The organism is uncultured Jannaschia sp. (genome assembly GCF_947494055.1).
Lineage (GTDB): Bacteria > Pseudomonadota > Alphaproteobacteria > Rhodobacterales > Rhodobacteraceae > Jannaschia.
The window spans coordinates 33,756-45,000 of record NZ_CANLTR010000022.1 but is presented as its reverse complement, the minus strand read 5'-3'; the positions used below and the strand labels follow the sequence as shown (position 1 = coordinate 45,000).

At 64.9% G+C, this 11,245-nt stretch carries 10 protein-coding genes (1 of these 10 running past the window's edge); 4 read left to right on the top strand and 6 right to left on the bottom strand.

Annotated features, from left to right (window positions below; genetic code table 11):
* From Q1A87_RS15555 to ahcY, 5 genes are all read right to left on the bottom strand, one after another.
* Positions 1-116 carry the 5' end (the start) of a ferric reductase-like transmembrane domain-containing protein gene (locus Q1A87_RS15555; RefSeq protein ID WP_299653143.1) on the bottom strand. 385 nt of this gene lie to the left of the window's left edge, so only the first 116 of its 501 coding nucleotides appear in the window; it begins with the start codon at positions 114-116; its stop codon lies off the left edge, out of view.
* A 118-nt stretch (positions 117-234) separates the two neighbouring features.
* Positions 235-1,131, bottom strand: coding sequence for a protein-methionine-sulfoxide reductase catalytic subunit MsrP (gene msrP, locus Q1A87_RS15550; RefSeq protein WP_299653140.1), 897 nt, complete (start codon positions 1,129-1,131; stop codon positions 235-237).
* 271 nt (positions 1,132-1,402) lie between these two features.
* Complete coding sequence (gene clpB, locus Q1A87_RS15545; protein WP_299653137.1) at positions 1,403-4,018, bottom strand: ATP-dependent chaperone ClpB; 2,616 nt, start codon at positions 4,016-4,018, stop codon at positions 1,403-1,405.
* A gap of 168 nt (positions 4,019-4,186) precedes the next feature.
* A complete protein-coding gene (locus Q1A87_RS15540; protein WP_299653134.1) occupies positions 4,187-4,528 on the bottom strand; it encodes a DUF2853 family protein in 342 nt (113 codons plus the stop codon).
* Between the two features lie 88 nt (positions 4,529-4,616).
* On the bottom strand, positions 4,617-6,014 hold the full coding sequence (gene ahcY / locus Q1A87_RS15535) for an adenosylhomocysteinase (protein WP_299653131.1): 1,398 nt from the start codon (positions 6,012-6,014) through the stop codon (positions 4,617-4,619).
* A gap of 129 nt (positions 6,015-6,143) precedes the next feature.
* Between ahcY and Q1A87_RS15530 the strand changes: the two genes are divergently transcribed.
* Together Q1A87_RS15530 and Q1A87_RS15525 are read left to right on the top strand one after the other, a co-directional pair.
* Complete coding sequence (locus Q1A87_RS15530; RefSeq protein WP_299653128.1) at positions 6,144-6,740, top strand: HD family hydrolase; 597 nt, start codon at positions 6,144-6,146, stop codon at positions 6,738-6,740.
* 18 nt (positions 6,741-6,758) lie between these two features.
* Complete coding sequence (locus Q1A87_RS15525) at positions 6,759-7,190, top strand: GNAT family N-acetyltransferase (protein WP_299653125.1); 432 nt, start codon at positions 6,759-6,761, stop codon at positions 7,188-7,190.
* Positions 7,191-7,547: 357 nt separating this feature from the next.
* Here Q1A87_RS15525 and Q1A87_RS15520 read toward each other — a convergent pair whose 3' ends face one another.
* Positions 7,548-8,099 carry an ActR/PrrA/RegA family redox response regulator transcription factor gene (locus Q1A87_RS15520; protein ID WP_299653122.1) on the bottom strand — a complete coding sequence of 184 codons (552 nt, stop codon included), beginning with the start codon at positions 8,097-8,099 and terminating at the stop codon, positions 7,548-7,550.
* Between the two features lie 79 nt (positions 8,100-8,178).
* On the opposite strand from Q1A87_RS15520, the gene regB reads away from it, so the two are divergent.
* Positions 8,179-9,543, top strand: coding sequence for a sensor histidine kinase RegB (regB, locus tag Q1A87_RS15515; RefSeq protein ID WP_299653119.1), 1,365 nt, complete (start codon positions 8,179-8,181; stop codon positions 9,541-9,543).
* A gap of 79 nt (positions 9,544-9,622) precedes the next feature.
* Positions 9,623-11,203 (top strand): PAS domain-containing protein, encoded by a 1,581-nt coding sequence (locus Q1A87_RS15510; protein ID WP_299653116.1) that lies wholly within the window; start codon positions 9,623-9,625, stop codon positions 11,201-11,203.
* The last annotated feature ends 42 nt before the right edge of the window (positions 11,204-11,245 follow it).

Here is an 11,245-nt window from a genome sequence, read left to right as displayed (position 1 = left end):
CTTGCGAACCGAAGGATCGGGGTGATCGTCAGGGAACCCAGTAGGAACTGTAGCGCCAAAAGGCCGAGCTCGTGCTCCAGCGTTTCGACCGGATCAATACCGAGCTGTCCGCTCATGCCCCGCAGGAGAAGGAAGATTCCCGGAACACAACCAAGAAGATAGACCACCCATGATGGCACTCGCCGCGCGAAGCCCGAGATACGCGGGCCATATGCAGTGATCGCGTTCAACGCCTCAGAAGTTTTCCCGAAGGTCCATGCCTTCGTAAAGGGCCGCCACCTCGTTCCCATACCCGTTGAACGGAAGAGTATCGATGCGCCCCCCGAAGAACCCTGCGCCGATCACCCGCTCGGTGGCCTGTGACCATCGAGGATGGTCGACCTCGGGATTCACGTTCGCATAGAACCCGTATTCCGACGGGGCCGATTCCTGCCACGTATTGATCGGCTGCTCGGCGACCAGGCTGATCCGGACGATCGACTTGATGCTCTTGAACCCGTATTTCCACGGCACCACCAACCGCATCGGCGCGCCGTTCTGGTTCGGTATCTGACGGCCGTAGATTCCCGTCGCCATGATCGTGAGCGGATGCATGGCCTCATCCAGGCGAAGACCTTCCGTATAGGGCCAATCCAGAACCGGGAACTGCACCCCCTCCATGACATCGGGTAGCAGCGCCGTCTCGAAGGCGACGTATTTCGCTTCGGGTTGAACCCCGAACTTCGCGAGCAGCTTGTTCAGCTCGAAACCATTCCACGGAATGACCATCGACCAAGCCTCGACACAACGAAAGCGATAGATCCGCTCTTCCGTCGGAATGTCGGAGATCAACTCGTCGAGCGCATACTCGTCCGGGTTGTCGACTAGGCCGTCCACGGTCACACGCCACGGATCGACAGACATGTCTCCGGCATTCTGCGCCGGATCCTCCTTGCCGATGCCGAACTCGTAGAAGTTGTTGTAGTTGGTTATCTGCTCCCAGGTATTCGGCTCCAGCCCCTCCTGCGCTGCGGCGCGTAGCCCGAAGCCACCTGCGACCGACCCCGCGCCGAGCGCAGCGATCAACTTCCTCCTGTTCAGCCAGAAGCGCTCCGGGGTCACGTCGGCGCGTGTCAGGTCGGGCTTGAACATGTCAGGTCCTCGTCTCGTCGATCGGATCCAGGCGGGCCCCGTTCCGCGTCAGCTCGCTTACCGAACAGACGCACGTCACCCGACGTCCGGTTCCATTCCATCCCGCAAGGCGACGCAGCATTTACCGCGCCACCCATCATGCAGGTCATCGACACCGTGCCCGGCGACAATCGGCACCGCAAGCGTCCTTCACCGGAACGTTAACAGAGATGGACCAGACCCAATGAGAAAGGGCGGCCAATCGACCGCCCCTTCCACGAAAATGAGATTGTCAGTGCACGACCGCATGTTCGGGGGGACGGCGTTCGGATGTGGCGACCCGGTCGCCGATCACGAGGCCGTCTGCGCCGGCCATCACGGGCACGAAGCTATCGTCGCCGATCTCTCCGGCCAGAAGCATCTCCGCCAGCGGGTTCTGCAGCGCGCGCTGGATGACGCGCTTCAGCGGACGCGCGCCGAAGACCGGATCGTAGCCCTCCTCCGCCAGCCATTTCCGCGCTCCCTCCTCGAGTTCCAGCTTGATCTTCCGACCGGCCAGACGTCTGGTCAGCCGCGCGATCTGGATATCGACAATGCCGTCCATGTCGCCACGGGCCAGCCGATCGAAGATGATCGTCTCGTCCAGCCGGTTCAGGAACTCCGGCCGGAAATGCGCGCGGACCGCGTCCATGACGTCGCGCTTCGCGTCACTCGCATCGGCACCGTCCGGCAACTGACTGAGCGCTTGCGCGCCGAGGTTCGACGTCAGGATGATGAGCGTCTGCTTGAAGTCGACCCGGCGCCCCTGCCCGTCGGTCAGGACACCGTCGTCCAAGACCTGCAGCAGCACGTTGAACACGTCCGGATGTGCCTTCTCGACCTCGTCGAACAGCACGACCTGATAGGGTCTGCGCCGGACCGCCTCCGTCAGGACACCCCCCTCGTCGTAGCCGACATAGCCCGGGGGTGCGCCGATGAGGCGGGCCACGGAATGCTTCTCCATGAACTCGCTCATGTCGATCCGCACCATCGCGCCGTCATCGTCGAACAGGAACTCCGCCAGCGCCTTCGTCAACTCCGTCTTGCCGACGCCGGTCGGGCCGAGAAACAGGAAGCTGCCCAGCGGGCGTGCCTCGTCGTTGAGCCCGGCACGGGCGCGGCGCACCGCGTTGGCCACGGCCGTCACCGCTTGCCGTTGCCCGACGACGCGACGCCCGAGTTCGTCTTCCATACGAAGGAGCTTCTCCCGCTCGCCCTCGAGCATCCGCGCGACCGGAATGCCGGTCCACCGCTCGACAACGCTGGCGATCTGCTCGGGCCGCACGGCTTCCTCGACCATCACGTCGCCGTCCTCGGCTTCCGCCTCGGCAAGCTGCGCTTCGAGACCCGGGATCGTGCCGTATTGCAGCTCGCCCGCGCGAGCAAAATTACCGTCGCGCTTTGCCTGATCGAGTTCGATCCGAAGCGCATCCAGACGTTCCTTCAGGTTCCGCGCGCTGTCCAGCTTGTCACGCTCGGCCTGCCAGCGCGCCGTCAGCTCGGCGCTCCGCTGCTGCACCTCGGACAACTCCTTTTCGAGCCGCTCCAGTCGATCCTTCGACGCCTGGTCGTCCTCGCGACGCAACGCTTCGGCCTCGATCTGCTTCTGCAGGATGTCGCGATCGAGCGCGTCCAGCTCCTCGGGCTTCGAATCGACCTCCATGCGCAACCGCGACGCCGCCTCGTCGACCAAATCGATGGCCTTGTCGGGCAGGAAGCGATCGGTGATGTAGCGGTTCGATAGGCTCGCTGCCGCGACGAGGGCGGAGTCACTGATCCGCACCCCGTGGTGCAGCTCGTACTTCTCCTTGATGCCGCGCAGGATCGAGATCGTGTCCTCGACCGTCGGCTCCTCCACCATCAGAGGCTGAAAGCGCCGGGCCAGGGCCGCGTCCTTCTCGACATACTTGCGGTATTCGTCGAGGGTCGTGGCACCCACGCAATGCAGCTCGCCGCGCGCCAGCGCCGGCTTGATCAGGTTCGCCGCATCCATCGCGCCTTCGGACTTCCCGGCGCCGACGAGCGTGTGCATTTCGTCAATGAACAGGATGACCTCCCCCGCGGCCGCAGTGACCTCGTTCAGGACGGACTTCAGCCGCTCCTCGAACTCACCGCGATACTTCGCGCCGGCGATCAGGGCGCCCATGTCGAGCGCCATCAGCCGTTTGTTGCGCAGGCTCTCCGGCACGTCGCCGTCGACGATCCGCAGGGCGAGGCCCTCCGCGATCGCGGTTTTGCCGGTGCCCGGCTCGCCGATCAGGACGGGATTGTTCTTCGTGCGCCGCGACAGGATCTGCATGGCGCGACGGATTTCCTCGTCCCGCCCGATGATCGGGTCGATCTTGCCGTCCCGCGCCGCCTCGGTCAGGTCACGGGCATACTTCTTCAGCGCCTCGTAGCCTTCCTCGGCATTGGCCGAGTCCGCCGTCCGACCCTTCCGGACCTCGTTGATCGCCGCGTTCAGCGATTGCGCGTTGACTGCCCCGGCATCCAGCGCGTCCTTGGCCTTCGACTTGACCATCGCCAGCGCCATCAGCACCCGCTCGACCGGCACGAAGCTGTCGCCCGCCTTCTTCGCGACCGTCTCCGCCTCGTCCAACACGCGCGTCAGCTCACGCGACAGATAGACCTGCCCCGCATCACCCGACACTTTCGGCAACTTCGCGACAGCCACATCAACGGCCTGCTTCACCCGATCGGGCGCGCCTCCGGCGGCTGCAATCAGATTGGCCGCCATGCCCTCGTCGTCGTCCATGATCGCCTTGAGCAAATGCTCTGGAACCAGTTGCTGGTTCCCCTCGCGCGTCGCGATCGTCTGCGCGGCCTGCAGGAAGCCCCGTGCGCGTTCCGTGAATTTCTCCAGGTTCATATGCCCCGTCTCCTTCATTCAAGCGCCCGCCATTCGAACCGCCCGGATCGGCACGGTCCCTCGGCGGGCCTACGGAGAAGGAGATGGGCAGGCTGTTGCTTATCTGCAACCCTTCCCCGGACACGAAAAAGGGCGCCCTAAGGCACCCTCCCCCGAACCGAAGCCGCGTCACTTGTAGACGCTTTCCTTTCCGAAATGCCTCACGAGAAGGTAGTAGAAGACCGCCCGGTACTTTGTCGTGTTCGACCGCCCGTACTTCTCCGTGACGGCCTCGATTCCTTCGTTCAGTTTCGGTCCGTCCGACAGGCCCAGCTTCCTGATGAGGAAGTTGTTCTTGACCGCCTCCATCTCCTTGGGCTGGCTTGTCGCGACGGTGGCGCTGTCCCGATTATAGATGGAGGGGCCGCAGCCGATCGTCACCTTCCGCAGCAGGTCCATATCGGGCTCGTCGCCCAGCTTGCCCCGGATCTCGTGGGCGTAATGCCCGATCAGTTCGTCGCGCTTGCTCATCCTCATCCTCCCGTCCGTTTCGTCATCCGCGACCGGCGACGGATGATCGTCGGCACAGCCTGTCTGTGAGCGGACCTTCCCCGTCCGCTCAATAGCGATAATGCTCCGGCTTGAACGGGCCGTCCACGGTCACACCAATGTAATCGGCTTGCTCCTTGCGAAGCTCCGTCAGCTTCACGCCGATCCGCCCGAGATGCAGTCGCGCCACCTTCTCGTCGAGATGTTTGGGAAGGATGTAGACGCCCGGCGCGTAGTCCTCACCCTTGGCCCAGAGCTCGATCTGCGCCAGCACCTGGTTAGTGAAGGACGCACTCATCACGAAGGACGGATGCCCGGTGGCATTGCCGAGGTTGAGAAGGCGGCCCTCGGAAAGCAGGATGATCCGATTGCCCGAAGGCATCTCGATCATGTCCACCTGCTCCTTGATGTTCGTCCACTTGTGGTTCTTCAGGCTCGCGACCTGTATCTCGTTGTCGAAGTGGCCGATATTGCCGACGATCGCCATGTCCTTCATCTCGCGCATGTGCTCGAGCCGGATGACGTCCTTGTTGCCGGTGGTGGTGATGAAGATGTCGGCGCTGTCGACCACGTCCTCGAGCAGGACCACCTCGAACCCGTCCATCGCCGCCTGCAGCGCGCAGATCGGATCGACTTCGGTCACCTTCACCCGCGCGCCCGCGCCGCGCAGGCTCGCCGCGGAACCCTTGCCCACGTCGCCGTAGCCGCAGACGACGGCGACCTTGCCGGCCATCATCGTGTCGGTCGCCCGGCGGATGCCGTCAACAAGCGATTCCTTGCAGCCGTACTTGTTGTCGAACTTCGACTTGGTCACGCTGTCGTTGACGTTGATCGCCGGGAACGGCAGCAGGCCGCGCTTGTGCAGGTCATAAAGGCGATGCACGCCCGTCGTCGTCTCCTCGGAAACACCGCGGATCGCGTCACGCTGCCTGGTAAACCAGCCGGGCGATGCATCGAGCCGCTTGCGGATCTGCGCGAAGAGCGCCGTCTCCTCGTCCGAGGTCGGAACGTCGAGGATGTCGGTCTCCCCCGCCTCGACCCGCGCACCGAGCAGGACGTACATCGTCGCGTCGCCCCCGTCATCGAGGATCATGTTCGCCGTGCCGTCTTCGCCACCGAAAAAGAAGATGCGGTCGGCGTAGTCCCAGTATTCCTCCAGCGTTTCGCCCTTCACGGCGAAGACCGGCGTACCACCCTCGGCAATGGCCGCCGCGGCGTGGTCCTGCGTGGAGAAGATGTTGCAGGACGCCCAGCGCACTTCGGCCCCAAGCGCCACCAATGTCTCGATCAGAACGGCGGTCTGGATCGTCATGTGCAGAGAGCCCGCGATCCGAGCGCCCTTCAGGGGCTGGCTTGCGCCGTATTCCTCGCGCAGCGCCATCAGACCCGGCATTTCCGTCTCGGCGATGTCCAGTTCCTTGCGCCCGTAGGCCGCGAGCGAAATGTCCCTGACGACGTAGTCCTTCATCCCGGCATCTCCTGATCCTGTATCAGGCCGAAGCCCGTTTTGGGCGATCTAGCAGCCGTCACCTGCCCGCACAACGGCCGCGGCGGCGCGCGGCTTGCATCGCCGCGCCGGGCCGCTAGGACAGCGGGCATGAGGCAGACGCGCGCATGGCAACGGATGCTCTCGGGCCGCAGGCTGGACCTGCTGGACCCGACTCCGGTCGACATCGAGATCGAGGACATTGCCCACGGCCTCGCCTTCGTCGCACGCTGGAACGGACAGACACATGGCGACTGGCCCTATTCCGTGGCAGAGCATTCGCTGCTGGTCGAGCACCTGCTGGGCCGTCTCGATCCGGCCGCCGATCCCGCCGCACGGCTCTGCGCGCTCCTCCACGATGCGCCCGAATACGTGATCGGGGACATGATCTCGCCGGTGAAGGCGGCCGTCGGCCCCTCCTATGGTGAGCTCGATGGAAAGCTGCAGACGGCGATCAACCTCCGCTTCGGCCTTCCCGCGAAGACGCCCGACAGGCTCAAGCGGCTGATCAAGCGCGCCGACCGTCTTTCCGCCTGGCTCGAGGCGACGCGGATCGCCGGGTTCTCCGTTTCGGAGGCCAACCGTTTCTTCAGCCGGCCGCCCCCGGGCGTTCTGGACGATCTGGCACTGACGCTCCGCCCGCCGGCCGAGGTTCGAGCGGCGTATCTCGCGCGGCACCGCGACTTGATGGCCGCCCGAAGCCCCTGACGCGACGTGCGGCGCGTCATGACCCGACGGGCCCGCCCCTTCGATGCCGCCGCGATGGCGGCGATCGTCGGACAGCTCGCGCAGCCCGAACCTGACTTCACACCGGGCTTTCTGCGCGGCTGGATCGCGGGGACAGGTGACATCTGGGTCGTGGCAGAGGTCGACACCGGTATAGAGGGCTTCCAATGGTGCGGTTCAGCCACGCATATGCCACCGCATACCTGTGAGATCGCGACCTTCGTACCGCCAGGACGACACGACTTGCAGGTCGGCTCCGCCCTGTTCGACGCAACGCGCCATGCGGCACGCGAACTGGAGCTTCGCTGGATCGTCGCTCGAACCGCCATCGGAAACGAAGGCGCACACATCTACTACCGGTCACGCGGGTTCGAGGACGCCTCGGAGGTCGCGCCCGGAACAGGTCAGAGCGTCCTGATACACCGCCTGTGACGAGTCTTCCGCAGACACCCGCACGAGACTGTCAGACACAACCGCGTCCGGCCTTACCGGCCGGACTCTCCCACCCCACGAACGTGTTGCCCGCGAAGACCAGCCTCAACCCGCTCGCGGTCTCGAACGCGTCCCGCCCGGGCAAACAGGGAACCGACCGAGGATGCCGCGCCTCGACACGCGTCACGCTTTCCAGGACGCCGATACGATCCCGACCGAACCCGATTTCGCGCCCACCCGATCCCGCTACGTCCAGACCACCAGGCGCAGGAACGAGCGACAGATCATTCGCGGGCGGGACGGTCGGCGTTGCGGCTTGGCATCCACCCAGGATCATGACGAGCGTCACGACCTGCCTCAACGCGGCGAGCGCTTCGCGAGAATGCGCTGCAACGTGCGCCGATGCATGCTCAATCGCCGTGCCGTCTCGGATACGTTGCGATCGCAGAGCTCAAACACCCGCTGGATATGCTCCCAGCGAACCCGGTCCGCCGACATCGGGTTCTCGGGCGGCGGCGGCAGACGTTCCTCGCGGTTGAGGAGCGCGGTGGTGATATCGTTCGCGTCCGCAGGCTTCGACAGGTAGTCGGTCGCTCCGATCTTGACCGCGGCCACCGCCGTGGCGATCGCGCCGTAGCCGGTCAGCACCACGATCCGTGCGTCGGGACGCTTCTCGCGCAGGCGCTCCACGACGTCGAGGCCATTGCCATCCTGCAGGCGGAGATCGATGACAGCGTAGGCAGGCGGACGCGCCGTGGCCTTGGCGATACCCTCCGCAACCGACTGGGCGCCCTCGACCGCGAAGCCGCGCTTCTCCATCGCGCGTTCCAGCCGACGCAGGAACGGCTCGTCGTCATCGACGAGGAGAAGGGAGGGATCGGATCCGATCCTGGCCTCGTTATCCACCATCCGTGCTCTCCGCGACATGCTTGCTCGCAAGGAGATAACTCGCCACCCTGCCTCGTCAAATGCGCGGAGACGCTGCCGAATGCCGACCCAGCCGACGCGAACCCTGTTGCCGCCCGAGACGACCGGCCCCCGGGTGCGGATCGTGACGCTGGTCAACCTGCGCTGGCTGGCCCTGCTTGGGCAAGCCGTTGCGGTAATCGTCGTCGGCACCGTGCTCTCGCTGACGCTGGAGATCGGCCTGTGCCTGCTGGTGATCGGGGCCGGCATGGTTGCGAACCTTACGACCATGATCGCATATCCGGCCACCGCGCGGCTGACCGAGCGCGCGGCGTTCGGGATCATCACCTTCGATCTGGTCCAGCTCGCGGCCCTCTTGTTCCTGACGGGCGGATTGCACAATCCGTTCGCGCTTCTGATCCTCGCGCCGGTGACGATCTCGGCCACCGCATTGTCGCTTCGTTCCACACTGTCACATGCCGCGCTTGCCGCCATTCTGGTCAGCCTGCTCGCCCGCTACAATCTGCCGCTCCGCTTGTCGGACGGAACGACGCTTCTCCTGTCCGATCTGCAAATGGTCGGCTTCTGGCTCGCGATCCTGTTCGGAATGCTGTTCCTGTCGAGCTTCGCCTTCCGGCTTCGGCGCGAGACGCAGCGAATGTCCGATGCGCTTTTCGCCACGCAGACGGCATTGGCACGCGAACAGAAGCTTCACGATCTGGGCGGCGTCGTCGCGGCGGCCGCACACGAACTGGGGACGCCCTTGGCGACGATAAAGCTCGTCTCGTCGGAGCTGGCCGAGGAATTGCAGGGCAGCCCGGATCTGCTCGACGACGCGAAGCTGATTCGAGAACAGGCCGATCGCTGCCGCGACATCCTGCGTTCGATGGGCCGGGCCGGCAAGTCGGATCAGCATCTCCGCGCCGCCCCTCTCGAAGCCGTCCTGCGCGAGGCTGCCGAACCGCACGAAGGTCGTGGAACGACGATCCACTACGACCTCGCCTCGCTCGACGGCGGCGTGTCCCGGCGTCCCTTCGTGCGCCGTTCCCCCGAAATCATCCACGGACTTCGCAACCTGATCCAGAACGCCGTGGATTTCGCGGCGAACGAGGTCTGGATCGACCTGCGCTGGTCGGAGGGCGAGATCGTCGTGCGCGTGCTCGACGACGGGCCCGGCTATCCGCCTGACGTGCTTCATCGCCTCGGCAGCCCCTTCGTCCGGACAAGACGGCGCCGGGGCTATGACGGGATGGGGCTCGGCCTGTTCATCGCCAAGACGCTCCTCGAACGGACCGGTGCCAGCATCGATTTCCGCAACGGATCGCAATCCGGTCGGCATCGGCCCCGCACGCGCGGGGGAGCGATTGCCGAGGTCGTCTGGCCCCGCGCCGCCATCGCGGCGCCCGAGACAGGATCACTCGGCGAAAACCTACCGATCATGCCCTGAGACGGCGGCACGAACGGACGGCGTTAAGGGCAACTTAACCAAAATGCGACACCCTGCGACAAATCCTAAAGAGGTCGCCATGTTCGCGATGTTGTCGGTCGCCGTGCCCTTCTTCGTCGGTCTCACTTCCGGCATCGGAGCCTTAGTTGCCGTCCTTTTCTTCGGACCGCGTCCACGCACGCAACCGCCGATCACGAATGCGGAATTCCTCTCGGAGCCGCGCATTTTTCAGTTCCGCAACGGGTATCTGACGGAACACTCGGACAACGTCTCGTTCCTGATATCCTCGCCGATCGACAATCTGACGGCGTGGAACGACCTCCGCGACTCGCTCGGCGACATCCACGAAGGCGCACCAGCGGCGCTTCGGGCGCTCGAGGAGACGGGCCAACCGTTCAGACTGACCGGGACCTTCGGCACGGATCAGGTCGTGATCCTGGGCCGCCGCGACGGTCTGGACCTTCGCATCACGGTTTCGGCCGCCGGCGAGCAGCAGACCGCCGTCCGCATCGACCTGTCCAGCCTGCAGGCGATGGAGGACGAGATTGCGATGCTTTCGCGTGCGAACGAGACGAGCCCGGCGCTCGGCTGGGCCGTGGACGCCGAAGGCCGGATCGTCTGGTGCAATGCCGCCTATCTTGCGGTCGTCGAACGCTTCGTCGGCACCGATGCCGCGCGGGGCTGGCCGTTGCACCCCCTCTTCGCGGAGGACGAGGGCGTCGGACCCGTGCGGACGCGCCGCAAGGTCCGTGATGGCGGCGGGCAGGAACACTGGTTCGAGGTCACGTCCTCGCCGGCAAGCGACAACAAGCTGCGTCTGATGCACGCCCTGTCGCTCGACGCGGTGATCAAGGCCGAGGAATCCCTGCGTGGGTTCAACCAGACGCTGACGACCAGCTTCGCCTTCCTGACGACTGGCATCGCGATCTTCGACAAGAACGGACAGCTTGCCCTCTTTAATCCGACCCTGCTGGACATGACCGGTCTCGACGGGGCGTGGCTCTCCGGCCGACCGCGCCTGAAGGAGTTTCTCGACACCCTTCGCGACGCGCGCAAGATGCCGGAGCCGCGCGACTACAAGGCTTGGCGCGATGCAATTGCGACTTTGGGGAAGAACGGAAAATCCGAGCCCTACGTCGAGACCTGGACGATGCCGGGGAACGCGACGTACCGACTGACCGGGCGGTCACAGGGCGATGGTGCCATCACGCTCATGCTCGAGGACATCACGGACGAACTGACGAACGCACGATCCGATCGCGACTGCCAGAACGTGTTGCTCGGAATGTTCGAGGACATGTCGTCCGGCATGGCGATCTTCGACACGGATGGCAGCCTTCTGCTCGCGAACGCGGCGCTGAAGTCGCTGTGGCTCGACGACAAGACCGAGGATCTGCCGGATACGCTCGAACGGTGCATCCGGCTCTGGTCCGCGAGGACGGCACCGAATTCGGCCTGGGCCGATCTGCAGAGAGAGGCGCGCACGCGAAGCGTTCGGGCCGAATGGTCCGCAGTGCTGGGATTGCCGAACGGACGGAGTCTGGAGATGGTCGTGAAACCCGTGCCCAAGCGCCGCGTCTCCGTAACCTTCTCGTTCCCTGACGACAACGGTGTGGTCGCCCTGGGTCCGGCGCAGATACGGCAGGCGCTGCAGGCCTGAGCCGCCCCTTGCACGGGGACGAACGGCGTGGCTAACGTCCGC